Below are 26,719 nucleotides of genomic sequence, written 5' to 3'. Positions count from 1 at the left end.
GGTGCCGTCCTCATCCTCTGGCAGGCCCGGGCCTTCGCGGGCGCCGGGGTGTTCAACGAGCCGGGCTCGCTGGGCTGGGTCGAACTGGCGACCCGGGACGCGGCCGGGGCGCGGGCCTTCTACCCGGCGGTCTTCGGCTGGTCCGTCGCGCCGTCCGAGCACTACACCCAGTGGGGCCTGGACGGTCAGGACTTCGGCGGCATGGTGGTGATGGACGACGGATTCCCGCCGCAGGTGGCGCCGCACTGGCTGCCGTACTTCTCGGTCGCCGACGTGGACAACACCGTCGGCCGGGCGGTCGCGATGGGCGCGGACGTGCTGATGCCCGCGTATTCCATGCCGGGACGGCGGATCGCCGTCCTGCGCGACGCCCAGGGCGCCCCGTTCGGCGTCTACACCGACGGCGGGGACGACGGCGGGGGCGGCGGGGGGCCCTGAACGGCCGGTCCTCCCGTCCGCCGACGCGCGGAGCGCGCGCGCAGGTCGGCCGCTCCCGCGCCCGCCGTGACGAGCAGCGCGCCCAGCGGCACCACGTCGCCGATCCGGTCGTACCAGGTCAGCGTCCCGGGCGCGGTGAGCGGCAGCCGTACGGTCAGCGCGCCGGTGGAGTCGGTGCCGAGCCCGGCGAGCTGCCGGCCCTGGGCGTCGAAGGCGGCCGAGACACCGGTCAGCGAGGCCTGGACGGCGGGGCGCCCGGTCTCGGCGGCCCGGATCGCGGCCAGCGAGACGTGCTGTTCGGGTGCCCAGGTGCGCTGGAAGGTCGAGGTGGAGGACTGGTAGACCAGCACCCGGGCGCCGTCCCGGGCGGCGGTGCGCGCCATGTCCGGGAAGGCCGACTCGAAGCAGATCAACGCGCCGACCGGCAGTGGCCGGCCCGCGCGGTCGGTGGCGGGCAGCACGTGGAAGGCGGTGCCGGGGGCCCGGTTCTCGCCCGCGGCCCGGCTGACCCCGGCGATCCAGCCGAGGACGGGCCGCAGCGGGATGTACTCGCCGAAGGGCACCAGCCGGATCTTCCGGTAGCGGTCGACCACCCCCGCGGGGGAGACCAGCACCGCGTCCTTGGAGATCCGCCCGTCCGCCTTGCGGGCGTCCTCCCCGGCCATCACCTCGGCGCCGGTGGTGGCGGCGAGCCGGCGCAGCGCGTCCAGGGCGGCCGGGTCGCGGTCGAGGTCGGCGGTGGTGCTGCTCTCGCCCCACACCACCAGGTCGACCGGCCGCCCGACCAGGTCGGCGGTGGCCCGGACGCTCGCGTCGAAGCGGGCCTGCGGGTCCTCGACGACGCCGGGCTGGACGAGCGCCACGGTGACCGCCCCGGCCCCGACCGGTGCCGGGCGCAGCGCGAACAGCAGTGGTCCGGCGGCCAGCACCAGGACGGTGACCAGCGCCGCGACCGCCCGGGGCCGCCGGGGCACCGCCGTCAGGATGATCAGTACTCCGGTGTTGACGGCCGCCACCGCGGCGCTGACCAGCCAGATCCCGCCCGCCGAGGCGAGTCCGAGGACCGCCGGGTGCTGCCACTGGGTGGCGCCGAGCAGTGCCCACGGTCCGCCGAGCGCGTGCCAGGACCGCGCGTACTCGGTGCCCACCCAGACCGCGGGGACGACCAGCAGGGCGAGCAGTGCCCGGCGGGTGGTCGTCGGCGGGCGCAGCAGGCGGTGCACCGCGTACCCGACGGGCGCCTGCAAGGCCCCGAACAGTACGGCGAGTACGGGCAGCGCCGGTCCGACGGAGGGGACCAGCCAGTACATCGCGGTGAGGATGAACCCCGCCCCGAACCACCACCCGCGCACCGCCGCCTCCCGCCCCGACGGTGCCCGTTGGGCGAGCAGCAGCCCGGGGACGAGCGCGACCCAGGCGAGCCAGGCCTGGCCGGGGGTCGGGAACGCGACCACCGGTACGGCTCCGGCCGCGAGCGCGGCGAGCCGCGCCCGGTAGCGGTAGCGGTGCGGTGCGTGCGGCTCCCGGGCGTCCGTCGGGGCCGTGCTCGGGACTGGGCCGGCGGTGCCGGTGCGGCGCGACATGCCCCGTATTGTCCGCTCGGGTGACGGCCGGTGCCAGATGGCGGTACGCGTGGTTGACGCCGGTCCTCGGAACGGTGCAGGTCGTTGGAACAAGTCGGTGGAACAAGTTGGTGGAACAAGTCGGTGGAACAAGCGGACGGATTCCGTGACCGAACCGCGGTCGGCCGCCCTCCCCGAGGGAGCGCGGCCGGCCGCCGTACGGTCGGAGGGCGTCAGCCCTCGTCGCCCTCCAGGTCGCCCTCGGTCTCCAGGAACGCGGCCTGCAGCTGCTCGATCAGCTGCGGGTCCGGCTGCTCCCACAGGCCGCGGCTCGCCGCCTCCAGCAGGCGCTCGCTGATGCCGTGCAGCGCCCACGGGTTGGCGCCCGCCAGGAACTCGCGGTTGACCGGGTCGAGGACGTACTCCTGGGTGAGCTTCTCGTACATCCAGTCCGCGACCACGCCCGTGGTGGCGTCGTAGCCGAACAGGTAGTCGACCGTCGCGGCCATCTCGAAGGCGCCCTTGTAGCCGTGGCGCCGCATCGCCTCGATCCAGCGCGGGTTGACCACCCGGGCGCGGAAGACGCGGGCGGCCTCCTCGGTCAGGGTGCGGGTGCGGACCGTCTCCGGGCGGGTCGAGTCGCCGATGTAGGCGGTCGGGGCCTTGCCGGTGAGGGCGCGCACGGTGGCCACCATGCCGCCGTGGTACTGGAAGTAGTCGTCCGAGTCGGCGATGTCGTGCTCGCGGGTGTCGGTGTTCTTCGCGGCGACGGTGATCCGCTTGTACGCGGTCTCCATCTCCTCGCGCGCCGGGCGCCCGTCCAGGCCGCGGCCGTACGCGTAGCCGCCCCAGACGGTGTAGACCTCGGCGAGGTCGGCGTCGGTGCGCCAGTCCCGGCTGTCGATCAGCTGGAGCAGGCCCGCGCCGTAGGTGCCCGGGCGGGAGCCGAAGACGCGGACGGTGGCCTTGCGCTCGTCGCCGTGCACGGCGAGGTCGGCCTGGACGTGGGCGCGGACGAAGTTGTCGGCCTCGGGCTCCTCCTGGGCGGCGGCCAGGCGCACCGCGTCGTCCAGCAGGGCGACCACGTGCGGGAAGGCGTCCCGGAAGAAGCCGGAGATGCGCAGCGTGACGTCGATGCGCGGGCGGCCGAGCTCGTCGAGCGGGATCGGCTCCAGGCCGGTGACCCGGCGCGAGGCGTCGTCCCAGACCGGGCGGACGCCGAGCAGGGCGAAGGCCTCGGCGATGTCGTCGCCGGCGGTGCGCATCGCGCTGGTGCCCCAGAGCGAGAGCCCGACCGAGGGAGGGTAGGCGCCGTCGTTGTCGGCGGTGTACCGCTCGACCAGGGAGGAGGCGAGCGCCTGGCCGGTCTCCCAGGCGAGCTTGCTGGGGACGGCCTTCGGGTCGACGGAGTAGAAGTTGCGGCCGGTCGGCAGCACGTTGACCAGGCCGCGCAGCGGCGAGCCGGACGGGCCGGCCGGGACGAAGCCGCCGTGGAGTGCGTGCAGCACGGCGTCCAGCTCGTCGGTGGTGGCGGCCAGGCGCGGCACCACCTGGGTGGCGGCGAAGGTCAGCACCTCGCCGACGGCCTCGCGGACGGCCTCCGGCAGTTCGGCGGCGACCTTCTCCACTGCCTCGGGCGCCCAGTCCTGGGCCTCCATCGCCTCGACCAGGGCGCGGGCCTGCGCCTCGGCCGCGTCGGTGGCGCCGAGGGTGAGGGCCGCCTCGTCCAGGCCGAGCGCCTCGCGCAGGCCGGGCAGCGCGCTGACGCCGCCCCAGATCTGCCGGGCGCGCAGGATGGCGAGCACGATGTTGACCCGGTCGGTGCCGGCCGGGGCCTGGCCGAGGACGTGCAGGCCGTCGCGGATCTGGGCGTCCTTGACCTCGCACAGCCAGCCGTCGACGTGCAGCAGGAAGTCGTCGAAGCCGTCGTCCTCGGGGCGCTCGTCCAGGCCGAGGTCGTGGTCCAGCTTGGCGGCCTGGATCAGGGTCCAGATCTGGGCGCGGATCGCGGGCAGCTTGGCCGGGTCCATCGCGGCGATGTTGGAGTGCTCGTCGAGCAGCTGCTCCAGCCGCGCGATGTCGCCGTAGGAGTCGGCGCGGGCCATCGGCGGGACGAGGTGGTCGACCAGGGTGGCGTGGGCGCGGCGCTTGGCCTGGGTGCCCTCGCCCGGGTCGTTGACCAGGAAGGGGTAGATCAGCGGGAGGTCGCCGAGGACGGCGTCCGGGCCGCACTCGGCGGACAGCGCGGCGGTCTTGCCGGGCAGCCACTCCAGGTTGCCGTGCTTGCCGAGGTGGATGACGGCGTCGGCGCCGAAGCCGCCGTCCTCCTGGGCGGCCTGGATCCAGCGGTAGGCGGCCAGGTAGTGGTGGCTCGGCGGGAGGTCCGGGTCGTGGTAGATCGCGACCGGGTTCTCGCCGAAGCCGCGCGGCGGCTGGATGAGCACCAGCAGGTTCCCGGAGCGGATCGCGGCGAGCACGATGTCGCCGTCCGGGTTCTGCGAGCGGTCCACGTACAGCTCGCCGGGGGCCGGGCCCCAGTGCTGCTCGACCTGCTCGCGCAGGCCCTGCGGGAGGGTGGCGTACCAGCGGCGGTAGTCGGCGGCCGGGATGCGGACCGGGTTGCGGGCCAGCTGGTCCTCGGTGAGCCAGTCCTGGTCGTAGCCGCCGGCCGCGATCAGCGCGTGGATCAGGGCGTCGCCCTCGTGGGAGGCGTCCTCGCCGCCGTCGGTGGGGGCGTTGAAGCCGGGCAGGTCGGAGCCGAGGTCCATGCCGTCCGCGCGCAGCCGCTCCAGCAGGCGCATCGCGCTGGCCGGGGTGTCCAGGCCGACGGCGTTGCCGACCCGGGAGTGCTTGGTCGGATAGGCGGACAGCACCAGCGCGAGGCGGCGCTCGGCGGCCGGGACGTGCCGCAGCCGGGCGTGCTTGACGGCCGTGCCGGCGACGCGGGCGGCGCGCTCCGGGTCGGCGGCGTAGACGGTCAGGCCGTCCTCGTCCAGCTCCTTGAAGGAGAACGGGACGCTGATCAGCCGGCCGTCGAACTCGGGCACGGCGATCTGGGTGGCGGTGTCCAGCGGGGACAGGCCGTCGTCGCTGGCCTCCCACTGGGCGCGCGACCAGGTGAGGCAGAGCGCCTGGAGGATCGGGCGGTCGAGGGCGGCCAGCGCTCCGGCGTCCCAGGCCTCCTCGTCCCCGCCGGCCTGGGCGTCGGCCGGGCGGGTGCCGCCGGCGGCGAGCACGGTGGTGACGATCGCGTCGGCCTCGCCGAGCGCCGCCAGCAGCTCGGGCTCGGCGCCGCGCAGCGAGGCGCAGTAGTAGGCCCTCGCCCGGGCGCCCTGGTCCTCGATCGCCCGGCAGAGGGTCTCCACGAAGGCGGTGTTGCCGCTCATGTGGTGGGCGCGGTAGTAGAGCACCGCGATGGTCGGGCCGCTCTCCGTACGGGCTTCGCGCTCCAGTGGGCCCCAGGCCGGGGCGGAGGCGGGCGGGGCGAAGCCGTGGCCGGTGAGCAGCACGGTGTCGGAGAGGAAGGCGCCGAGCTCGGCCAGGTTGGCCGCGCCGCCGTGGGCCAGGTAGGCGTGCGCCTCGGCGGCGATGCCGGCCGGGACGGTGGAGAGCTCCATCAGCTGGGCGTCGGGGGCCTGCTCACCGGTCAGCACGACCACCGGGCGGGGGCCGGCCAGCAGCGCGTCCAGGCCCTCCTGCCAGGCGCGGCGACCGCCGAGCAGGCGGACCACGACCAGGTCGGTGCCCTCCAGCAGTGCGGGCAGGTCCTCGGGGGTCAGCCGGGCCGGGTTGCCGAGCCGGTACGGGACCGGTCCGGTGGCGGCTCGGGCGCTGAGCAGGTCGGTGTCGGACGTGGACAGCAGCAGGATCATGCGAAGGACCTCCCGGCCTCTTCGGTGGCCAGGATGGCCGCGGTGGTGGCCGGGTCGGCCGCGGTGGTGGCCGGTGGAACGGGCGCGGGCATGCGACAGCGCTGGTGCATTTCTGCCTTCCTCGGGGTCCGCGCCCCGGGCCGGTGGAGGACGGCGGGAGTTCCTGGCTCCCGCGGCCGACCGGTCTCCCGGTGAACCGCGGTCACAGTGGCGGGACCGCACCGGGCTTGCACCGGTTTCCTCCCCTGCGCCGTCGCTGGCGTCGGGCGGCCCACTGGGGACCGCCCGCCAGCATCGTACGGGGTACGGCTGACCTGGGGGAGGGGCGGCTTCGCCGGGCCCGGGGCACGGGCGGGCCGCCGCCCGGCGCACGGGCGGGCGCACCGGCGGGCGCACCGCCCGGCGTACGGCGCTCACCGGCGCCGGGCGGCCGGTTCGGCGTGCTCCGCCGTGCTGCCCGGCGTGCCGCCGGTGTGATGCAGCGGACGGAGGCAAGCGATCGGATCATCTGTATGCTCGCCGCCATGCCACCGACACCCGACGCCACCGCGCCGGGCGCCGCCGTGCCCGACCGGGGGCGCGCCGACGCCTGCCCCGGGGCGCTCCGCCTGCACGCCGCCGACGACGGCGGCCTCGCCCGGGTCCGACTGCCCGGCGGACTGCTGACGGACCGTCAGGCCATGGCCCTGGTCGAGGCCGCAGAGGCCCTGGGCGACGGGGAGTTGGAGACCACCTCGCGCGGCAACGTCCAACTCCGCGGCCTGGCCGCGGACTGCGGGGCCGAACTCGCCGACCGGCTGCGCGCCGTCGGACTACTGCCCTCGGACACCCACGAGCGGGTGCGCAACATCGTCGCCTCGCCGCTGGCCGGGCTGGATGCGGCCGGGAACGCCGACGTGCAGGCCTGGGTGCGCGAACTGGACGCGCGGCTGTGCGCGAGCGACTGGGCGGCCGGACTCTCCGGCAAGTTCCTGTTCGCGCTGGACGACGGGCGGGGCGACGTCGCCGCGCTCGACGCCGATGTGACATTGATCGCAGCCTCGGACGGCCCCGCGCTGCTGCGGCTCGGACGGGCCGCCCACGGGCAGCCGGTCGAGGCCGGGCGGGAGGTGACGGCCGTGCTGGACTCGGCCCGCGCCTTCCTGGACGCGCTGCGCGGCGTCGGCCGCAAGGCCTGGCACCTGCGCGAAGTGCCCGAACTGCTGCCGGCCGGCACGGCGCCGCTGCCCGCCTTCGCCGGGGCCGGTGCATGGCCCGGGATCGGCGCGCTGCCCGGCGGGCTCTCGGTCGGTATGCGCTTCGGGCGGGCCGACGCCGGCCAGTGGCGCGCGCTGGTCGCCGCCTCGGCCGGCGAACTGCGGCTGACCCCCTGGCGGGGCGCGGTGCTGCCCGGCGCCCCCGCCGACCGGCTGCCCGCGCTGGCGGCCGCGGGGTTGCGGACCGAGCCCGGCTCGGCCTGGGAGCGGGCCACCGCCTGCACCGGGCTGCCGGGCTGCGCCAAGTCGCTGGCCGACGTACGGGCCGACGCGGCCCGGGCGTTGGAGCGCGGGGTGCCGGCGGCCGGGGGCGGCGGACTGCCCGTCCACTGGTCGGGCTGCGAGCGGCGCTGCGGCCACCCGGCCGGGCAGTGGGTGGACGTGCTCGCCACGGGGCACGGCTACCGGGTGACGGTGAACGGGCCGGCCACGTCCGCGGGAACCCCCGCGGACGTTCCGGTGGACGTGACGAACGAGGAGATGGCCGAGGCGGTCGCCGAGGCCAGGAGGACCACGAAGTGATCGAGTACGAGAAGGACGGCGCGTCCATCTACCGCCAGTCCTTTGCCACCATCCGTGCGGAGGCCGATCTGGCCGCCCTCCCGGCGGACGTCTCCCAGGTCGCGGTGCGGATGATCCACGCCTGCGGGATGACCGACCTGGTCGAGGACCTGGTGTACTCGCCCGGCGTGGTCGCCTCGGCGCGCGCGGCGCTGCACGCCGGTGCGCCGATCCTGTGCGACGTCAACATGGTGGCGAGCGGGGTGACCCGCAAGCGGCTGCCCGCCGACAACGAGGTGATCTGCACCCTCACCGACCCCTCGGTGCCCGAGTTGGCCCGCGCCATGGGCAACACCCGCAGTGCGGCGGCCATGGAGCTGTGGCTGCCCCGACTGGAGGGCGCGGTGGTGGCCGTCGGCAACGCCCCGACCTCGCTGTTCCGGCTGCTGGAGATGATCGAGGCGGGAGCCCCCCGCCCGGCCGCGGTGATCGGCGTGCCGGTCGGCTTCATCGGCGCCGCCGAGTCCAAGCAGGCGCTGGCCGAACACCCCTCCGGCCTGGAGCACTTGGTGGTGCGCGGCCGGCGCGGCGGCAGCGCGATGGCCGCCGCCGCCATCAACGCGATTGCGAGCGAAGAAGAGTGACGGACCGTCAGATCTCCTCCGCCGGGCCCGAGGGAACCGGCCGGCTGTACGGCGTCGGGCTCGGCCCGGGCGACCCCTCGCTGGTGACCGTCCGCGCGGCCGAACTCATCGGCAAGGCCGACGTGGTGGCCTACCACAGCGCCCGGCACGGCCGTTCGATCGCGCGCTCGATCGCCGAACGCTACCTGACGGGTGGTCAGATCGAGGAGAAGCTGGTCTACCCGCTCACCGTGGAGACCACCGACCACCCAGGCGGCTACCGGGGCGCGTTGGACGAGTTCTACGAGGAGGCCGCCGCCCGGCTGGCCGCCCACCTGGACGCCGGGCGCGACGTCGTCGTCCTCGCCGAGGGCGACCCGCTGTTCTACGGCTCCTACCAGCACATGCACAAGCGCCTCGCGCACCGCTACCCGACCGAGGTGGTGCCCGGCGTGACCTCGGTCAGCGCGGCCGCCGCCCGACTCGGGCAGCCGCTGACCGAGGCCGAGGAAACCCTCACCGTCATCCCCGGGACGCTGCCCGAGGAGGAGCTCACGGCGCGGATCGCCGCCGCCGACTCCGCGGTGATCATGAAGCTGGGCCGCACCTTCCCGACCGTCCGGCGGGCGCTGGAGCGGGCCGGCCGGCTGGAGGACGCCCAGTACGTGGAGCGGGCCTTCATGGACGGGGAGCGGATCGCGCCGCTCGCCGAGGTCGAGGGGGAGAGCGTCCCCTACTTCTCGGTGGCGGTGCTGCCGAGCAAGGTCGCACCGCTGGAGCCGGCCGTCCGGCTCGCGGACGGCGTCGGCAGCGTGACCGTGGTCGGCACCGGGCCGGCCGGGCCGCTCTGGCTCACCGCCGAGGCGCGCGGTGCGCTGACCGAGGCCACCGACCTGGTCGGCTACACCACCTACCTGGACCGGGTGCCCGAGCGGCCGGGGCAGCGGCGGCACGGTTCCGACAACAAGGTCGAGTCGGAGCGCGCCGAGTTCGCCCTGGACCTCGCCCGGCGCGGGCACCGGGTCTGCGTGGTGTCCTCGGGCGACCCGGGGGTGTTCGCGATGGCCACCGCCGTGCTGGAGGTCGCCTGCGAGCCGCACTACCGGGACGTGCCGGTGCGGATCGTCCCCGGGATGACCGCCGCCCACGCGGCCGCCTCCCGGGCGGGTGCCCCGCTCGGGCACGACTACGCGGTGGTGTCGCTCTCGGACCGGCTCAAGCCCTGGGGCGTGGTGGCCAAGCGGCTGCGCGCCGCCGCCGAGGCGGACCTGGTGCTGGCGCTGTACAACCCGGGCTCGAAGTCCCGTACCACCCAGGTCGGCCTGACCAGGGACCTGCTGCTGGAGTACCGCGCGCCGGAGACCCCGGTGGTGATGGCCCGCGACGTCGGCGGGCCGACCGAGCGGATCCGGATCGTCCGGCTGGGCGAGCTGGACCCGGCGCTGGTCGACATGCGGACCATCCTGCTGATCGGCTCCTCGCAGACCCGGGCGGTCGAGCGGGGCGGCGGGGTCGAGGTCGTCTGGACGCCCCGGCGGTACCCGGAGGACGTGTAACGGATGACGGAGAACAGCTGACAGATAATGAAATCTGTCAGCTGTTTTCTGTTTTCTGTCAGCTGTCAGCCGGCGGCCGTCACCGGGTCGGCTTGGTGATCAGCAGCTCCGTGTTGTGGTCCTCCCCGGCGCCGAGCAGGGCGGAGACCCGGCCGTTGGGGTCGTTGTACGAGAGCTCGCGGTACAGTGCCGCCAGGTTGGTGTCCGAGGTACTGCCGAAGTCCGTCGCGTACGGTGCGGAGGACTCGATTAGCGTGGTGAACAGCGACAGGGTGCCGTCGCCGTTGTCCGCGACCTCGATGATCCGCCCGTGCTGCGGGTAGTCGATGTGCGAAGCGGTGTTGATCTCCCAGAACGCCCGCTCCGGCACCGCGTGGCCGTGCGCGGTGATCTTGTTCATGTGGGTGTGCCCGTTCACCCAGGCGACCACGTTCGGGTAGCGCTGCAGCAGGGCGGTCAACTCGTTGCCGTCGTGCCGCTTCTCGAAGATGTTGCGCGGGTCGGGCAGCAGGTTGCCCATCGAGCCGCTGGTGTGGTGGCTGAACACCATGATCACGTCGTCGGTGCTGCCACCGTTCACCCGGTTCCCGTTGGTGTCGTACCAGTGCCCGCTGTGGTTCTTCAACTGCTGCTCAAGCCAGCGCAGTTGAGCGGTGCCGAGCGAACCGTCGGCGAATCCGGCCTGGTTGGTGGTGTCCAGGCTGATGCCGAGGACCTTCTCCGAGATCCGGAAGGTGTAGTAGAGCTTGCCGCTGCTCACCATGTCCGAGGTGAAGCCGTGCCCGTAGGGGCCGGCGCCGGTGGCGGCCGGGTCGAGGTGGGCCTTGGCGAACTGCTTGAGGGTGAACGGGTGGCGGCGCTCGTCCGGGGTGACCCGGCGCACCGCCTCGCCGTTCGCGAGCAGCTTGCCCAGCAGCAGGACGGCGCCCGCCGGGTCGCGCCGCAGCGAGTCCATCAGCTGGGCGGCGGTCGCGTCGTCGCAGCCCTCCAGCTTGAGCCCGCCCGTGTAGAGGTCGTTCAGCAGCCCGAAGTCGGGCAGCGAGCCCTCGATGCTGTCGTCGTGGTTGCCGACGGTGGTGTACCAGGGGGTCGTGAGACCCGGTGCGTCGAAGGGGCGGCCGGCCGCGGACAGGAAGCCGGGCACCTGCGGGAAGCCCTTCGCCTTGTAGACGTCGGCGTAGGCGAGTTCGGGGTTCCAGAAGGCCGAGTTGCCGGAGTTCTGCACGCCCTCGTAGCGGGTCGGGTCGCCGGTGTTCTGGGCCATCCGCCCACCGCCCATGACGGTGAGGTACCAGTCCAGCTCGGCCAGCTCATGGTTGTCGGTGTTGTCACCGGTGGCCATCACCAGGCTGAACGGCATGCCGGTGTAGGGGCCGCCGGCGAGCGAGTTGACCCGCTCGACCAGGGCCGAGACGCCACGGGCGTTCAGGGCCTCCTGCGGCCGGTAGGCGCTGTCGTTGAACTTGGCCAGGAACTCGAAGCGCACCGGGGACTCGGTGTCCACCAGGTGCAGGTCGCTGAACTGGACGAAGCTGGCCAGCCCGGTACGGCGGTCGTCCCGCCCGCTGCCGGGGGCCGCGAGCTCCCCGCGCACCACCAGCGGCCAACCCGGCCCGGCCGCCAGCCGCTTGTAGGAGCCGGCCCCGGTCGGCGTGGCCACCTGCTCCAGGGTGGTCCCGGTGACGTTGACGGCCCGCGCGGCCGTGGTCGCCAGCGCCCGGTCCCGGCCCGCGGCCGAGGCGAGCTGGGCGCCGCCCAGGGACAGGGCCGACCAGGCGGCGGCCACCGAGGTGCCGGTCAGGAACGTACGACGTCTCATGCCTGCCACAGAAACCCCCACATACTGGCGGCCCGGCCGGGTGCCCCGGTCGCCGGACCACGTCATGAACCCGCTAAATAACGGAGCGACAGATTACTCGCTGGTAGTCGCACGGAGCGAGACCCGTGCGGAGAACAGTTCGAGAACGGCGGGGGCTCCCCGCTCCGGCCGCGCGCCGGGCACCGTCCTCCGCCGCGCGCCCCGCCCCCGGGCGCCGTGCGGCGGGGTGGATGGGGGAGAATCGGCGGCGCGACCGGGGTGGTCGGGGCGGGCGTGATCGGAATGCGGAAGCGAGGCGCAGGTGGCCGCAGCGGGAGGCGAGGCGGGAGGCCGGGCCGGTCAGCTGAAGAGCAGCGGTCTGCGGCACGGCTGGACGACGGGCGCCTGCGCCACCGCCGCCACCAAGGCCGCGTACACGGCGCTGCTCACCGGCGAGTTCCCGGACCCGGTGACCATCACCCTCCCCAAGGGCCAGCAGCCAGCCTTCGCCCTCGCGGTCGAGGAACTGGTCCTCGCCGTCGAGGCGGCCGCCACCGTGCCGCCCGCCGTCGGATCGCTCGCCGCCGACGGTCCGACCGCCGACGGTCCGACCGCCGCTGGCCCGACCGCCGACGGCCTGCCCGCCGCCCAGCGGCCGGTCGCCGCCACGGCCGGAGTGGTCAAGGACGCCGGCGACGACCCCGACGTGACCCACGGCGCGCTGATCCGCGCGACCGTACGACTCGGCGAGCCCGGCACCGGCGTGGTCTTCCGGGCCGGTCCCGGGGTCGGCACCGTCACCAAGGCCGGCCTGCCTCTGGCGGTCGGTGAACCCGCGATCAACCCGGTGCCCCGGCAGATGATCCGCGACGCGGTGGCCGAGGTGGCGGCGGCGCACGGCGGTGGCGGGGACGTGGTGGTGGAGGTCTCCGTCGACCACGGTGAGGAGATCGCCCGCTCGACCTGGAACCCCCGGCTCGGCATCCTCGGCGGGCTGTCGATCCTCGGCACCACCGGGATCGTCGTCCCCTACTCCTGCTCGGCCTGGATCGACTCGATCCGTCGCGGGGTGGACGTGGCCCGGGCGGCCGGGCGCACCCACGTGGCGGGCTGCACCGGTTCGACCTCGGAGAAGGTCGCGGTCGCGGTGCACGGACTGCCCGAGGACGCCCTGCTGGACATGGGCGACTTCGCCGGGGCCGTCCTCAAGTACCTCAAGCGCCACCCGGTGCCGCGACTGACCATCGCGGGCGGCTTCGCCAAGCTGTCCAAGCTCGCCCACGGGCACCTCGACCTGCACTCGGCGCGCTCCCAGGTGGACAAGGGCTACCTGGCCGAACTGGCCCGGCAGGGCGGGGCGGACGAGCAGCTGGCCGCGGCGGTGGCGGCGGCCAACACCGGCCTGGAGGCAGTGCAGTTGTGTCGGGCGGCCGGGGTGCCGCTGGGGGATCTGGTCGCCGAGGCGGCCCGGGCGACGGCGCTCGGGGTGCTGCGCGGTTCACCGGTCGCGGTGGACGTCATCTGCATCGACCGCGCGGGCGCCGTCGTCGGTCGGGCGGAGCCGCTCGGCCCCTGAGCGGTGCCCAGTCGGCGTCCGGGGTCGGCCGACTCACCCGTGCAGCGGAACCTCAGAACTGTCGTGTGGTGATGTGAAGATCCAGGGCTCATACGTGGTGAGAAACGGACATAAGTGGCGCCACATCCGCTCTTGATTCTGGTGCCATCTCAACCATGAGATATGGTCTGCCGAGTGACAGGCGACTACCTCACCCGTATCGGCACCCTCATCCGTACCGCGCGTCAGCATCGCGGCTGGTCCCAGGCGCAGCTCGGCGAGGCGCTCGGCACCAGCCAGAGCGCCGTCAACCGCATCGAACAGGGCAAGCAGAACGTCAGCCTTGAGATGATCGCGCGCATCGGCGATGCCCTCAACAGCGAGATCGTCTCCCTCGGCTACTCCGGCCCGATGCACCTCCGGGTCACCGGCGGCACCCGCCTCTCCGGCGCGATCGAGGTCCGCAGCAGCAAGAACGCCTGCGTCGCGATCCTCTGCGCCTCGCTGCTGACCACCGGCCGCACCACGATCCGCAGCGTCGCCCGGATCGAGGAGGTCTACCGCATCCTCGAGGTGCTCACCAGCATCGGCGTCAAGAGCCGCTGGCTGAACGAGGGCCGCGACCTCGAACTCACCCCGCCGGCCGAGCTCGACCTCGCCGCGATGGACGTCGAGGCCGCCCGCCGCACCCGCAGCGTGCTGATGTTCCTCGGCCCGCTGATGCACCGCGCCCAGCACTTCGCCATCCCGTACGCGGGCGGCTGCGACCTCGGCACCCGCACCGTCCAGCCGCACCTGACGGCGCTGCGGCGCTTCGGCCTGGAGGTCGCCACCACCGGCGGCGCCTACCACGCCTCGGTCGAGCCGGGCACCCCGCTGGACCGCCCGATCGTGCTGACCGAGCGCGGGGACACCGTCACCGAGAACGCCCTGCTGGCCGCCGCGCGGCACGACGGCGTGAGCGTCATCCGCAACGCCTCGCCCAACTACATGGTCCAGGACCTCTGCTTCTTCCTGGAGAAGCTGGGCGTGAAGATCGAGGGCATCGGCACCACGACCCTCACCGTCCACGGCGTCCCGGAGATCAGCTGCGACGTCGACTACACCCCGGCCGAGGACCCGGTGGAGGCGATGAGCCTGCTCGCCGCCGCCGTCGTCACCTCCTCCGAGCTGACGATCCGCCGGGTGCCGATCGAGTTCCTGGAGATCGAGCTCGCGGTGCTGGAGGGCATGGGCCTCGACTACGACCGGACCCCGGAGTACCGGGCCCACAACGGCCACACCCGGCTGGTCGACCTCACTGTGCGCCCCTCCAAGCTGACCGCGCCGATCGACACCATCCACCCGATGCCGTTCCCCGGCATCAACATCGACAACGTGCCGTTCTTCGCCGCCATCGCCGCGGCCGCGCACGGCACCACGATGATCCACGACTGGGTCTACGACAACCGCGCGATCTACCTCACCGAACTGACCCGGCTCGGCGCGGACGTCAAGCTGCTCGACCCGCACCGCGTCCTGGTCCAGGGCCCGACCCGCTGGCGCGCCGCCGAGATGATGTGCCCGCCGGCGCTGCGCCCGGCCGTGGTCATCCTGCTCGCGATGCTCGCCGCCCAGGGCACCTCGGTGCTGCGCAACGTCTACGTCATCAACCGCGGTTACGAGGACCTCGCCGAGCGCCTCAACTCCATCGGCGCCCAGATCGAGACCTTCCGAGACATCTGACGGTCCGTCACCCTCCGGTCCCGTCTCAGCCGCTGAGGCCGGTCAGCAGGATCGCCACGTCCAACCCGGTGTTCAGGTAGTCCACGAACACCGGGTTGTTCAGCGCCCAGGGCGAACGCCGCTCCCGGATCAGCCGGACCGCCCCGTCCGGCTCGTGCCCGAGGGCGACCAGCGCCTGGGCGACCACCAGGCCCGAGCGGTTGTAGCCCGAGTGGCAGCGCACCAGCGTCCGGCGGCCCCGGCGTACGGCGGCGGCGGTGAGTTCCGCGGCCTCCTGGACGGCGAGCAACTGGCCGGGGGAGAGCGGCTGGTCGGGCACCTCCCGGACGACGTGCTCGACCCCCGGGGCCGGGCCGTGGCCGGGGAGCGTGAAGAGGCTGACGACCAGGTCGAACTGCCGCCCGGCGACGACGGGTTGGAGCTCACCGCCGGGCGGGGTGCAGTAGTGCCCGCCCATCCAGAGCCCGGGGACGATCTCGTTCCAGGGCTCCTGCGGCCCGTGGACGTCGCGGTCCTTCTGGCGGGTCCGCATTCCTGCTCCTTCCGGCCCGCCGGCCCCCGCGTGCCTGCGCGCCCGTGCGGCTGCTCTCCCCGGGACTGCTCGCTGCCGGGGCTACTCGCCCGTGCTGCCGTCGAGGTGCTCGCGCAGGAGGTCGGCGTGGCCGTTGTGGCGGGCGTACTCCTCGATCATGTGAGTGAGGATCCAGCGCAGCGAGAACGCCTCCTCGCCGTAGTGGCCCAGGACGTCCAACGACTCCGCGGCGGCGACGAGTTCCCGTGCGTGGTCGCACTCGCGGCGCCAGACCGAGAAGGCCTCCTCCGGGTCGGCGGTCTCGACGTCCCACTCGGCGGAGGTGTCGTCGGGGTGCTTCCAGAAGCCGCGCCTGTCCTCGCCGTTGAGGACGTTGCGGAACCAGCCGCGTTCCACCTCGGCGAGGTGGCGGACCAGCCCGAGCAGGGAGAGTGCGGAGGGCTCCAGCACGCGGGTGCGGAGCTGTTCGGTGCTGAGGCCGACGCACTTCATCGCCAGGGTGTCGCGCTGGTGGTCGAGGAAGCTGGTCAGAGTGGCCCGCTCGTCGGCGGTCTGCAGGGTGATGGTGCGCTGATCATCGGTCATCCGGCCACTCTGGCAGTCCCACCGGCGTGCCCGCGCGCCATATTCCACTGACCGGACACGTACCCGGACACCCGACCGGCTTCCCTCCCGGACTCAGGCCCGCTGCTCCAGCCAGCGCACCGCGCCCGCCACGTCCGGTGTCACCGGCAGGCCGGCCGGCACCGGTGGGCGTTCCACCACGACCACGGGCAGCCCGAGTTCACGGGCGGCGGTCAGCTTGGGCGCGGTCGCCGCGCCGCCGCTGTCCTTGGTGACGACCACGTCGATCCGGTGCTCGCGCAGCAGTGCCCGCTCGCCGTCGAGGGTGAACGGGCCGCGGTCCAGCAGGACTTCGAGCGAGAGCGGCAGCGGCGGCTCCGGCCGGTCCACCGAGCGGGCCAGGAAGTGCAGCCCGTCCAGGTGGGCGAAGGCGGCGATGCCCTGGCGGCCGGAGCTGAGGAAGACCCGGCGGCCGAGGCCGGGCAGCAGCGTGGCGGCGGCCGTCAGGGAAGGGGCGAGGTGCCAGCGGTCCCCGGCGACGGGCGCGAAACCGGGGCGGCGCAGCACCAGCAGCGGCACGCCGGTGGCAGCGGCCGCGAGGGCGGCGTTGTTCGACATCCCGGCGGCGAACGGGTGGGTGGCGTCGACCACGGCGTCCACCGCCTCGGCCCGCAGCCAGTCGGCCAGCCCGTCCGGGCCGCCGAAGCCGCCGATCCGTACCTCGCCGACGGGCAGCCGGGGTTGGGCGACCCGCCCGGCCAGCGAACTGGTGACCCGCAGGCCCGGCCGGCCGTCCAGTGCGGCGGCCAGTGTCCGACCCTCGGTCGTCCCGCCGAGGATCAGTACGTGGGCGGGGGTGCGAGTAGGGCCGTCGGGGGTCATGCGCCGCAGGGCTCGTGCGGCCGCTCGCGGTCCGCCGAGTAGAGGTGGCTGTCGCGGAACTGCTCGGCGGCGAGGGTGCGGCCGACCAGGATGACGGCGGTGCGCACCACGCCGGCCGCCTTGACCTGCCCGGCGATGTCGGCCAGCGTGCCGCGCAGCACCAGCTCGTCGGGGCGGCTGGCCATCGCGACCACGGCGGCCGGGCAGTCGGCGCCGTAGTGCGGGAGCAACTGCTCGACCACGTCGTCCACGTAGCCGGCCGCCAGGTGCAGCACCAGCAGGGCGCCGCTGCGGCCGAGGGTGGCGAGGTCCTCGCCCTCGGGCATCGGGGTGGCGCGCTTGGCGATCCGGGTGAGGATGACGGTCTGGCCGACGGTCGGCACGGTCAACTCCCGCTTCAACGCGGCCGCGGCGGCGGCGAAGGCGGGAACGCCGGGGACCACCTCGTACGGCACCCCGGCCGCGTCCAGGCGGCGCATCTGCTCGGCGACGGCGGAGAAGACGGAGGGGTCGCCGGAGTGCAGCCGGGCCACGTCCCGGCCGGCCTCGTGCGCGGCGACCAGCTCGGAGACGATCTGGTCCAGGTTGAGCTGGGCGGTGTCGACCAACCGGGCGCCGGGCGGGCACTCGTCCAGTAGCTCGCGCGGGACGAGGCTGCCGGCGTAGAGGCAGACCTCGGCGCGGGCCAGGAGGCGCTGGCCGCGCAGGGTGATCAGGTCGGCGGCGCCCGGGCCGGCTCCGATGAAGTAGACGGTCACGAGGCGTCCTCCTGGTGGGTGTTGGGCTTGACGGCGGACCACTGGGTGACCGGCATGGCCTGCCGCCACCCGGTGAAACCGCCGACCGGGACGGCGTGGGCGACGGCCAGTTTGACCAACTCCCCGCCGTGGCGCCGGTACCACTCGGTGAGCAGCGCCTCGGACTCCAGCGTCACGGTGTTGGCGACCAGCCGCCCGCCGGGGCGCAGCGCGGCCCAGCAACCGTCCAGCAGGCCGGGGGCGGTGAGGCCGCCGCCGATGAACACGGCGTCGGGGGTGGGGAGTTCGGCGAGTGCCTCGGGGGCGCGGCCGGTCACCACCCGGAGCCGGGGCACGCCCAGTGCGGCGGCGTTGCGGGCGATCCGGTCGGCCCGGGCCGGGTCGCGCTCGACGCTGACGGCCCGGCAGTCCCGGTGGGCGCGCAGCCACTCGACGGCGATCGAGCCGGAGCCGCCGCCGACGTCCCAGAGCAGTTCGCCGGGGGAGGGGGCGAGGGTGGCCAGGGTGGCGGCGCGGACGTGCCGCTTGGTGAGCTGGCCGTCGTTCTCGTACGCCTCGTCGGGCAGACCGGGGACGAGCGAGCCGCGCGGGCCGTCGCCGAGTTCGACGGCGATCAGGTTCAGCGGATCGCCCGGCGGGTGCGGCCAGTCGTCGGCGCGGCCGTCGAGCTCCCGCTCGCGGGCGTCGTCGCCGAGCTGCTCCAGCACGCGCAGCCGGGCGGTGCCGAAGCCGTGCTCGGTGAGCAGGGCAGCGACGACGGCCGGGGTACCGGCGTCGGCGCTGAGCACCAGCAGCCGGCGGCCGGGGTGGAGGGCGAGGGCGAGCGTGGCCGGCGGTCGGCCGACCAGGCTGACCACCTCGGTCGCCTCCAGCGGCCAGCCGAGCCGGGCGCAGGCGTAGGAGACGGAGGAGGGGTGCGGCAGGACGCGCAGCCGCTCGGCGCCGACGGTCTCGGCGAGGGTGCGGCCGATGCCGAAGAACATCGGGTCGCCGCTTGCCAGCACGGCGATGCGGCGCCCGGCGTGCTCGGCGAGCAGCCCCGGGACGGCCGGGCGCAGCGGGGACGGCCAGGCGAGGCGCTCGGCGGGGACGGTGTCGCGGGGGAGCAGTTCCAGCTGCCGGGGGCCGCCGATGACCACCTCGGCGGACTGCAGCGCGGCCCGGGATCCGGCGGCGAGGCCGGGCCAGCCGTCGGCCCCGATCCCGACGACGGTGATCGGAGGGGGCAGCTCGGGCACCGGGTGGCTCCTCGTGGTTCGTTCCTGCTGGCCGGGGCAGCCTACCTGGCGGTTCGCAGGCGGCAGCCCGGTGGGCTGACAGGGTTCAACTTTCAGATGTTGAAATCTGAAAGTTGAACTCTGAAAGTTGAACTCTGTCATCTGTCGGTTGTCATCCGCCGGCCGTCGGTCCTCACCGGTCGACCCAGTCCCCCGAGGCGATCAGTGCGGGCCGGGCGCGCAGCCGTGCCTCGGCCGCCGGCCCGGCGAGGTACACCCAGGCCTCGCACGGTTCGCCTGCCGCTGTCCGGACCACCAGTCGGCGCCGTACGTACAGCCCCGTGCCGTCCACCCGGCACTCCTCCAGCCGGTCCAGCGCCGCGAGCGCTCCGGGGTACGTGCCGGGGCGTACGGTGACCAGTTCGCCGACGACCCGGCGGCCGGGCGTCGGGTCCGGCACCGCGTACGGGAACCCCGGCCCCTCGTGCAGGGCGGCGCCCTCCAGGACCGCCGGGCGGATCGCGGCGCAGCGTCCGGCCAGGTGGACGGCGTGGTTGCGGCCGCCGCTGCGCAGGGTGCCGTACACGAAGAACGGCAGCGCCGCTTCCGCCGGTGGGGCCTGCTCGGGCGCGGACACGGGTTCGACCTCCTCGCTGGGGGAGCGTCCACGGTACGTGCCGCCAACCGATCCGTGGAACCCACTGGCGCCCCGGGCCGCCGATGCGCTGTCATATCGGATGTTCAGCCAGCACCGTCCTAGGGGGACACACATGACATCGCCCGCCTCCCCGTCACCGGCAGCGACCCCCGGCAGCACACCGTCCGGCAGCACCCCGCCCGGCCCCACCGACGCCGCGCCCGCCGCAGCCCCCGCCACCGAGTCCGAGCCCGCCACCGCCACCGCCCCCGCCCGGCTCTCCGGCGCGGTCTGGGCGGCCCTCGCCGTGGTCTACGTGGTCTGGGGTTCGACCTACCTCGGGATCCGGATCGTCGTCGAGACGATGCCCTCCTTCTTCTCCGCCTCCGCCCGCTTCCTCACCGCCGGTCTGCTGCTGGTCGGCTTCCTGCTGGTCCGCCAGGGCCCGGCGGCCCTGCGGGTGAGCGGTCGCCAGTTGGCCTCCTCGGCACTGGTCGGCCTGCTGCTGCTGACCGGCGGCAACGGCCTGGTGGTGCTGGGTGAGACCTCCGTCCCCTCCGGACTGGCCGCCCTGCTGGTGGCGGCGGTGCCGCTCTGGATGGTGCTGCTGACAGCCTTCGGCGGCGGGGAGCGCCCGAAGCGCGCCGAGCTGGCCGGGGTGCTGCTCGGCCTGGTGGGCCTCGGCGTGCTGTCCGCCCCCGCGATCGGTGGGTCGATCGAGCCGCTGGGCGTGGTCCTGATCATCAGCGCCACGCTCTGCTGGGCGGCCGGCTCCTTCGCGAGCAAGAAGATCCCGATGCCGGGCAACGTGCTCGCGGCGAGCGCGTACCAGATGCTGGCGGGTGGCCTGTGCGACCTGCTGGTCGGGTTGGCCCGCGGTGAGCAGCACGGGTTCGACCCGGCGGCCGTCTCCGGCCGGTCCTGGCTGGCCCTCGCCTACCTGGTGGTGTTCGGCTCGCTGCTCGCCTTCACCGCGTACGCCTGGCTGCTGCGCTCGGCCCCGCTCACCCTGGTGGCGACCTACGCGTACGTGAACCCGGTGGTCGCGGTGCTGCTGGGCTGGCTGATCCTGGCCGAGCCGTTGACCGGCCCGACCCTGGCGGGCGGGGCGATCGTGGTGGCCGGGGTCTGCCTGGTGGTGAGCGTCAGTCGGCGTCCGTCGAAGGCCGGTCGGCGCTGATCGGCACCGTGGTCGGGCGGATCGTCCCGGCCGACCGACCGGGACGATCCGTCCGCGCCTACGTCCGCGCCTACGTCCGCGTCCGCGCGGTCAGAGCGCGGCGGGCGGCTTCCCCGTCCACCAGTTGCCCGGTGCCTCGGGGTCGCGGCTGGTCCAGTACTCGACGATCGCGCTGGTGAACTCGGCAGCCGACAGCGTCCCGTCCCCGTCGAGGTCGAGCCGGCGGAAGGCCTCGTCCGCGTCGTCGCGGCAGAGCCCCGCGAAATGGCCGCGCTGGAACACGAAGAACTCACCGGCGTCCACGGTGCCGCTGCGGTCGGCGTCGGCGACGGTGAGGAAGGCCTCGGCCAGGGCGCCGAGGATCTCCCGGGCGGCCTCCGGGTCGTCGGCGAGCGCGCCGGTCGAGGCGACGAACTGTTCGCGGGTGATGGCCTCCGTTCCGGCGGGCCTTCCGGCGAGGTGCAGGTCGTGCCAGACCGTCAGATAGGCGCGGACGATCACGGCCTCCGCCTCCGAACCCTCCTGGTGGCCGAGCGAGCGGGCCACCGAGTGGCCCATCAGCACGTGGTCCCGCTCGGTGAGCAGACCGTCTCCGTCGGCGTCGAGGTGGTCGAAACCGTGATTGATCTTCGCGATGAGCAGGTCGTCCGACAATGTGCCCCCTTCGGTGGCCGGCGCTGCGGCTCCACGTCCGCGGCGCGGTGAGCGACGTCACGTCGCCAGCACGCTAACGCCTGGAGCCGCGCTCGCGCAGCAGAACGAAAGCCGAACGACGGTGCCCGACCGCCTGCTCAGCCCTCCTGGTGGTCGGCCCAGACGTACGACTCCGGCAACAGCTCCGGCACCGGCACGGTGCGCAGCCCGGAACCCCGTCCGACGATGATCCGCACCTGCGGGAAGTAGTCCAGCAGTACCTGGCGGCAGCGCCCGCAGGGCGGGATCACCCCCCGTTCGCGGTCGCCGACCGCCACCACCGTGGTGAGGTCGTACGCCCCTTGGCCGGCCGCCGCCCCGATCAGCACCAGCTCCGCGCACGGGCCGCCGGTGAAGTGGTAGACGTTCACCGCGGTGACGATCCGGCCGTCGGCGTTGCGCCCGGCCGCCGCGACGGTGTGGTTGTCGCCCCGGGTGTACCGCCGGGCCGCCTCCAGGGCCGCCTCGACGAGCTCCCGGTCGACGGCCCCCGGCTCGGCGGCCTGCCCGTCGGCGGCCTCATGGTCGATGCCGGACATGATCAGCGGTCCTCTCTAAGAACCCGAACCTGACTCGAACGCGGAACCCGAACCCGAACCCGGAACCGAACCCGAACCCGGAACCGAAACCCTTCGATCATCTCCGCTGCACCCCCGGTCGCGCCAACCCACCCCCGCGCCGTCATGACCGCCGCTCAGTGCGCCGCTGCCAGCAGCTCCCGGGTGTACTCGGTGTGCGGCGCCTCGAACAGCCGCTCCCGGTCGGTCGACTCCACCAGCCGCCCCCGGTGCATCACCGCGACCCGGTCGCAGAAGTGCCGCACCACCGCGAGGTCGTGCGAGACGAACAGGAAGGCGACGCCGAGCCGTTCGCGCAGCTCCATCAGCAGGTTGAGCACCTGCGCCTGCACCGACACGTCGAGCGCCGAGACCGGCTCGTCCGCGATGATCAGCCGCGGTTCGGGCGCCAGGGCCCGGGCGATGCCGATCCGCTGCCGCTGCCCGCCGGAGAACTCGTGCGGGTAGCGGTCCAGGTGCCCGGCGGGCAGGCCGACCTGCTCCAGCAGTTCGGCCGCGCGCTCGCGCCGCTGCGCCGCGTCCAGCGGGGTGTGCAGCCGCAGCGGGGTGTCGAGGGTCTGGGCGACGGTGCGGCGCGGGTTGAGCGAGGCGTACGGGTCCTGGAAGACCAGCTGGATCTCCCGGCTGAGCCGGCGGCGCAGCTCCCGGTCCGGCCGGGTGACGTCCTGGCCGTCGTAGCGGACGCGTCCGCCGGTGGGGCGTTGCAGCCCGGCCAGCACCCGGGAGGTGGTGGACTTGCCGGAGCCGGACTCGCCGACCAGTCCGAGCGTCTCGCCCGGGGCGATCCGCAGGCTCACCCCCTCCACGGCCCGGACCGGTTCGGCCCGGAGCGAGGGCAGGCGCCGCCGCCCGGGGAAGTGCACGGAGAGCTCCTCCACCTCCACCAGCCACCGCTCGGGGCGCTCAGGGCGCTCGGAGCGCCCGGGGCGATCGGGGCGCCCGGCCGCCGTCGGCCTGGGCGCGAACGTCCGGGTGGGCGACGGATCGTCGACCGTCGGAAGCGCGCTGCCCGGTACCGAGTCCAGCCGCAGCGCCGCGCCCACCAGGGCGCGGGTGTACGGGCGGCGCGGCGCGGCGAGCAGTTCGCCGGTCGGCGCGGACTCGACCTCGGCACCGTCGCGCAGCACCAGGGTGCGGTCCGTCGTCCCGGCGACCACGCCGAGGTCGTGGCTGACCAGCAGCACCGCCGTGCCGTGCTCGCGCTGCAACTCGCCCAGCAGGTCGAGGACCTGGCGCTGGACCCGGGCGTCGAGCGCGGTGGTCGGCTCGTCCGCGACCAGCAGCTTCGGGTCGTTCATCAGCGCCATCGCGATCATCACCCGCTGCCGCATCCCGCCGGAGAACTGGTGCGGGTAGTCGCGCAGCCGGGCGGCGGGGATGCCGACCCGGTCGAGCATCGCGGCCGCCCGTCGGCGGGCCTCGGCCCGCCCGGCCGCCGGGTGGTGCAGCCGGTACATCTCGGCGAGTTGGGCGCCGACGCCGTGGAAGGGGCTGAGCGAGGTGAGCGCGTCCTGGAAGACCAGTGCGGCCCGGGCGCCCCGCACCCCGCGCAGCACGGACTCCCCGGCGCCCACCAACTCCGTTCCGTCCAGCCGGACCGAGCCGGTGACGGTGGTGGCCCGCGGGTCGTGCAGGCCGAGCAGGGCCAGTCCGACGGTGGACTTCCCGGAGCCCGACTCGCCGACCAGGCCGAGGACTTCACCCGCCGCGAGGTCGAAGGACAGGCCCCGGACGGCGGTCACCGGGGCACCGCCGCGCGGATCGGCGAACTCGACCGTCAAGTCCCTGACACTGAGCACCGGTTCGGCATCCATCGCACGACCACCTTGGGATTCGGGAGACTTCATCGTTGCGGCTCCTCTCAGCCCAGCCGGATGCGCGGGTCGAGCCAGGCCACCGCCAGGTCCGCCAGCGCGACGAACAGCACCACGAAGCAGGCGGCCAGCAGCACCGCGCCGACCACGGCCGGCAGGTCCTGCCCGGACACCGCCTGGGCGGCGAACCGCCCGACCCCGTTCAGCCCGAACACCGTCTCGGTGATCACGGCCCCGCCGAGCAGTACCCCGGCCTCCAGCCCGAGCAGTTGCACCAGCGGCCCGGCGGCCCCGCGCGAGGTGTACTTGAGGTGGGCGCGCAGCCGGCCCAGCCCCTTGCCGCGGGCGGTGCGGACGTACTCCTCGTTCATGGTCTCCAGCAGCTGGGAGCGCGAGAGCCGGGCGAACACGGCCGAGTTGACGAAGCCGAGGACGAGCCAGGGGAGCAGCATCCCGCCCGCCCAGGCCGCCGGGTCCTCGCCGGGCGGGGTGTAGGAGGGCAGCGGCAGCAGGCCCGTGGAGTACACCAGCGCCCACTGCACGAGGTAGCCGAGGAAGTAGATCTGCACGCTCGCGCCGACCAGGGTGAAGCCGGACAGCAGCCGGTCGGTGCGGCGGCCGTGCCGCAGCGCGGAGACGAACCCGGTGCCGAGGCCGAGGACCAGCAGGACGGCGAGCGCCCCGGCGGTCAGCGAGAAGGTGACCGGCAGGTGCTCGGCCAGCGCCTCGGTGACGGGCTGGTGCAGTCGGTAGGAGTAGCCGAGGCAGGGGGCCGCGCAGTGGATGACCGAGCCGTCCACGTCGTTGATGTCCCGCCCGGCGACCACGCCGACCAGGTAGTCGGTGTACTGGGCGAGCAGCGGTTGGTCCAGGCCCATGCTCTGGCGCACCGCCGCGATCTGCCCGCTGTCGCAGCGCGGGCCGCAGGCGGCGCGGGCGGGGTCGGCGGGCGCGGCGTAGAAGAGGGCGAAGGCGGCGGCGGAGACCGCGAGCAGGACGCCGAGCGCCTGGAGGGTCCGCCGCAGGGCGAAGGAGAGCATGGCCGGTCCGGGGTCGACGGGACGGAGACGGAAACGGAAACGGAGACGGGGACGGGGCGGGAGCCGGGAGCCGGGGGCCTCGGAGTGTCAGCTCCAGAGGCCCCCGAGCCGTCACGACTTCAGGTACAGCCAGGTCAGCCCGACCGCCCCGTAGATCGGGTGGATGAACGCCCCGCCGACGTTGCTGCCGCGCAGCTGGTTGACCGTCGGGTAGGTGAGCGGCAGCACCGGCAGGTCCTTCATCACGGTCTGCTCCAGCGCGTACAGCTCCTTGGCCTTGGCGCGCGGTTCGCCGATCTGGTTGATCCGGTCGATCTCCTTGTCGACCGCGGGGTTGCGGTAGCGCGCGGAGTTGATGTCGCTGCCGGCCCGGCCGTCGAAGGAGAACGGGATCAGCGTGGACGGGGTCGGCCAGTCGACGGAGCTGGTCTCCTCGAACAGGTCGTACGGCGAGTCGGCCCGGTGCACCTCGTCCAGGAAGGCCTTGGGGTCGATCGGCTTGGGCACCACGGTGATGCCCGCCTTGCCGAAGCCGTCCACCAGCACCTGGGCGACGCGCTGCCCGTCCGGGGTGTTCTTGTACGCGTACGTCAGGCTGGCCGGCGCCTGCTCGGCCTTGGCGAGCGCGGCCTTGGCGGCCTCCGGGTCGCCCTCGGGCCTGGCCGGGTCGAGGTCGTACTTCTGCCAGTCGATCAGCGCGGGCGAGCTGAGCGTGGTGGCGAGCTCGCCGGTCCGGGAGCCGCCCTGGACCTGCCGGGCCTGCTGGCGCGGGTAGGCGAGGTTGAGGGCCCTGCGCACCTCGACGTCCGGCACCCGCTCGTTGTTGATCACCAGCTGGGTGACGAAGGCGCCCCGGCGGCCGGAGACGACCAGGTCCTTGGCCTTGGGGTCGGTGTCGGCGGACTGGTACAGCTCGGGGGAGAGCTCGTCGGAGGCGGTGGTGGCGTTGGCGCCGCCGTCCCGCCCGGAGAGGATCTCCTGGTTGCCGTTGAGTGCCTCCTTGCCGTACGTGAACACGAACTTGTCCGGGTACTGGTTGCGGATCGGGTCGGTCTCCGCCTTCCAGGCCGGGTTGCGCTCCAGCACCATGCGGGTGTTCTGGACGTGCTCGACGATCCGGTACGGGCCGCTGGCGAACGGCAGCCGGTCGTAGTCCGTCCCGGTGTCCTTGTCCCGGCGCACCGGGGAGGAGGAGGACTGCGCGGCCATGTACGGCACGTCGGCCTGCGGCTGCGGGAAGTGGAAGACCAGGGTGCGCTCGTCCGGGGTCCCGATCGCGTCCAGGTCACCGGCCTGCGGTCCGGCGTACTTGGCGCGCGCGGCCTCGTAGCTGGCCTCGCCGGTGAGCCACTGCGGCCAGTACGGCGGGCCGACCTCGTAGCCCTTGCCGAAGGTGCGCTCGATGCCGTACTTGACGTCCTGGGCGGTGATCGGCTTGCCGTCCTCCCAGGCCACGCCCTCCTTGAGCCGGTACGTCCAGGTGCGCCCGCCGTCGGTCGGGGTGCCGGTGTCGGTGGCCAGGTCGCCGACCAGCTTGGCCTTGCCGTCGACGACCTGGTACTGCGTCAGCTGGCGGCCCCAGAGCAGCGAGGCGTTGTACGAGGCGCCCGCGTAGACCTTCTGCGGGTCCAGGTGGCGGAACTCGACGCTGTTGTACACGTTGACCGTGCCGCCCGGGCGGGCGCCGGGGACGGCCGGGGCGGGGCCCGCGCTGTCCTTCTCGGTGCCGAGTGCCGCGGTCAGCGGCGAGGTCTCCTTGGCCGGGGCCCCGCCGGCGGCGGAGCCGGTGCTGCCGGCGCCTGCCGAGCAGGAGGTCGCCAGCAGGGCGGTGGCGATGACGGCGAGCGACGGTTTGGTCCAGCGCATGGCGAATCTCTCCTTGCCCCGACACGTCCGGTCGGGGCGGGCTCGGATGGTTGATCAGGGGAAGCGGAACGG

21 protein-coding genes and 1 riboswitch are annotated in these 26,719 nt (G+C 74.1%); of the genes, 7 read left to right on the top strand and 14 right to left on the bottom strand.

Going from position 1 to position 26,719, the window contains the following annotated elements; all coding sequences use genetic code 11:
- Window positions 1-438 (top strand): VOC family protein (locus tag ACFV8H_RS17180; protein WP_380400517.1); only part of this gene is annotated, 438 nt, incomplete at its 5' end.
- On the opposite strand, the gene lnt is transcribed toward ACFV8H_RS17180, so the two are convergent.
- Together lnt and cobN are read right to left on the bottom strand one after the other, a co-directional pair.
- Window positions 393-2,021: an apolipoprotein N-acyltransferase gene (gene lnt / locus ACFV8H_RS17175; protein WP_380400515.1), complete on the bottom strand. Its 1,629-nt coding sequence runs from the start codon at window positions 2,019-2,021 to the stop codon at window positions 393-395. The two genes, ACFV8H_RS17180 and lnt, sit on opposite strands and share 46 nt — an antisense overlap.
- A 212-nt stretch (window positions 2,022-2,233) precedes the next feature.
- Window positions 2,234-5,872: a cobaltochelatase subunit CobN gene (cobN, locus tag ACFV8H_RS17170; protein WP_380400513.1), complete on the bottom strand. Its 3,639-nt coding sequence runs from the start codon at window positions 5,870-5,872 to the stop codon at window positions 2,234-2,236.
- A gap of 157 nt (window positions 5,873-6,029) precedes the next feature.
- Window positions 6,030-6,115: riboswitch (cobalamin riboswitch) on the bottom strand.
- Window positions 6,116-6,384: 269 nt separating this feature from the next.
- On the opposite strand from cobN, the gene ACFV8H_RS17165 reads away from it, so the two are divergent.
- Genes ACFV8H_RS17165 through ACFV8H_RS17155 form a run of 3 tightly spaced genes read left to right on the top strand, consistent with a single transcriptional unit; the run spans window position 6,385 to window position 9,808 of the window.
- The gene (locus ACFV8H_RS17165; RefSeq protein ID WP_380400511.1) at window positions 6,385-7,650 is read left to right on the top strand and encodes a hypothetical protein; all 1,266 of its coding nucleotides are present in this window, start codon (window positions 6,385-6,387) and stop codon (window positions 7,648-7,650) included.
- On the top strand, window positions 7,647-8,273 hold the full coding sequence (locus ACFV8H_RS17160; RefSeq protein WP_188303047.1) for a precorrin-8X methylmutase: 627 nt from the start codon (window positions 7,647-7,649) through the stop codon (window positions 8,271-8,273). The genes ACFV8H_RS17165 and ACFV8H_RS17160 overlap by 4 nt, the downstream gene beginning before the upstream one ends.
- Window positions 8,270-9,808 (top strand): precorrin-2 C(20)-methyltransferase, encoded by a 1,539-nt coding sequence (locus tag ACFV8H_RS17155; RefSeq protein ID WP_380400509.1) that lies wholly within the window; start codon window positions 8,270-8,272, stop codon window positions 9,806-9,808. Before ACFV8H_RS17160 ends, ACFV8H_RS17155 begins: the two co-directional genes overlap by 4 nt.
- 79 nt (window positions 9,809-9,887) lie before the next feature.
- Here the strand turns inward: ACFV8H_RS17155 and ACFV8H_RS17150 are convergent, their stop codons facing one another.
- Window positions 9,888-11,627 (bottom strand): TIGR03767 family metallophosphoesterase, encoded by a 1,740-nt coding sequence (locus ACFV8H_RS17150; RefSeq protein WP_380400507.1) that lies wholly within the window; start codon window positions 11,625-11,627, stop codon window positions 9,888-9,890.
- Window positions 11,628-11,928: 301 nt separating this feature from the next.
- On the opposite strand from ACFV8H_RS17150, the gene ACFV8H_RS17145 reads away from it, so the two are divergent.
- Complete coding sequence (locus ACFV8H_RS17145) at window positions 11,929-13,182, top strand: cobalt-precorrin-5B (C(1))-methyltransferase (RefSeq protein ID WP_380400505.1); 1,254 nt, start codon at window positions 11,929-11,931, stop codon at window positions 13,180-13,182.
- 174 nt (window positions 13,183-13,356) lie between these two features.
- Window positions 13,357-14,886 (top strand): UDP-N-acetylglucosamine 1-carboxyvinyltransferase, encoded by a 1,530-nt coding sequence (locus ACFV8H_RS17140; RefSeq protein WP_375885038.1) that lies wholly within the window; start codon window positions 13,357-13,359, stop codon window positions 14,884-14,886.
- Window positions 14,887-14,911: 25 nt separating this feature from the next.
- Here the strand turns inward: ACFV8H_RS17140 and ACFV8H_RS17135 are convergent, their stop codons facing one another.
- The 6 genes from ACFV8H_RS17135 to ACFV8H_RS17110 form a co-directional block, all read right to left on the bottom strand.
- Window positions 14,912-15,418, bottom strand: coding sequence for a protein phosphatase (locus tag ACFV8H_RS17135; protein WP_380400503.1), 507 nt, complete (start codon window positions 15,416-15,418; stop codon window positions 14,912-14,914).
- Window positions 15,419-15,499: 81 nt separating this feature from the next.
- Window positions 15,500-16,003, bottom strand: a complete 504-nt coding sequence (locus ACFV8H_RS17130; RefSeq protein WP_380400501.1) for a DinB family protein — start codon at window positions 16,001-16,003, stop codon at window positions 15,500-15,502.
- Between the two features lie 93 nt (window positions 16,004-16,096).
- Window positions 16,097-16,864: a cobalt-precorrin-6A reductase gene (locus ACFV8H_RS17125; protein ID WP_380400499.1), complete on the bottom strand. Its 768-nt coding sequence runs from the start codon at window positions 16,862-16,864 to the stop codon at window positions 16,097-16,099.
- A complete protein-coding gene (gene cobM / locus ACFV8H_RS17120; protein ID WP_380400497.1) occupies window positions 16,861-17,622 on the bottom strand; it encodes a precorrin-4 C(11)-methyltransferase in 762 nt (253 codons plus the stop codon). Before cobM ends, ACFV8H_RS17125 begins: the two co-directional genes overlap by 4 nt.
- Entirely contained in the window at window positions 17,619-18,860 is a 1,242-nt protein-coding gene (gene cbiE, locus ACFV8H_RS17115; protein ID WP_380400495.1) for a precorrin-6y C5,15-methyltransferase (decarboxylating) subunit CbiE, read from the bottom strand. Before cbiE ends, cobM begins: the two co-directional genes overlap by 4 nt.
- Before the next feature lie 172 nt (window positions 18,861-19,032).
- Window positions 19,033-19,476, bottom strand: a complete 444-nt coding sequence (locus tag ACFV8H_RS17110) for a gamma-glutamylcyclotransferase family protein (protein WP_380400493.1) — start codon at window positions 19,474-19,476, stop codon at window positions 19,033-19,035.
- Between the two features lie 133 nt (window positions 19,477-19,609).
- On the opposite strand from ACFV8H_RS17110, the gene ACFV8H_RS17105 reads away from it, so the two are divergent.
- Window positions 19,610-20,656: an EamA family transporter gene (locus ACFV8H_RS17105; protein WP_380400491.1), complete on the top strand. Its 1,047-nt coding sequence runs from the start codon at window positions 19,610-19,612 to the stop codon at window positions 20,654-20,656.
- A 90-nt stretch (window positions 20,657-20,746) separates the two neighbouring features.
- Here ACFV8H_RS17105 and ACFV8H_RS17100 read toward each other — a convergent pair whose 3' ends face one another.
- The 5 genes from ACFV8H_RS17100 to ACFV8H_RS17080 form a co-directional block, all read right to left on the bottom strand.
- Entirely contained in the window at window positions 20,747-21,310 is a 564-nt protein-coding gene (locus ACFV8H_RS17100) for an EF-hand domain-containing protein (RefSeq protein ID WP_380400489.1), read from the bottom strand.
- Window positions 21,311-21,447: 137 nt separating this feature from the next.
- On the bottom strand, window positions 21,448-21,888 hold the full coding sequence (locus ACFV8H_RS17095; RefSeq protein ID WP_380400487.1) for a cytidine deaminase family protein: 441 nt from the start codon (window positions 21,886-21,888) through the stop codon (window positions 21,448-21,450).
- 155 nt (window positions 21,889-22,043) lie between these two features.
- Window positions 22,044-23,741: a dipeptide ABC transporter ATP-binding protein gene (locus ACFV8H_RS17090; protein ID WP_380400485.1), complete on the bottom strand. Its 1,698-nt coding sequence runs from the start codon at window positions 23,739-23,741 to the stop codon at window positions 22,044-22,046.
- Between the two features lie 47 nt (window positions 23,742-23,788).
- Window positions 23,789-24,781 (bottom strand): ABC transporter permease, encoded by a 993-nt coding sequence (locus tag ACFV8H_RS17085; RefSeq protein ID WP_380400483.1) that lies wholly within the window; start codon window positions 24,779-24,781, stop codon window positions 23,789-23,791.
- 111 nt (window positions 24,782-24,892) lie between these two features.
- Window positions 24,893-26,647: an ABC transporter substrate-binding protein gene (locus tag ACFV8H_RS17080; protein ID WP_380400481.1), complete on the bottom strand. Its 1,755-nt coding sequence runs from the start codon at window positions 26,645-26,647 to the stop codon at window positions 24,893-24,895.
- Window positions 26,648-26,719: the final 72 nt, after the last annotated feature.

Source organism: Kitasatospora sp. NPDC059827, assembly GCF_042731675.1.
Classification (GTDB): Bacteria; Actinomycetota; Actinomycetes; order Streptomycetales; family Streptomycetaceae; genus Kitasatospora.
The sequence above is the reverse complement of the archived record's forward strand: the minus strand, read 5'-3'. Positions and strand labels throughout refer to the sequence as shown.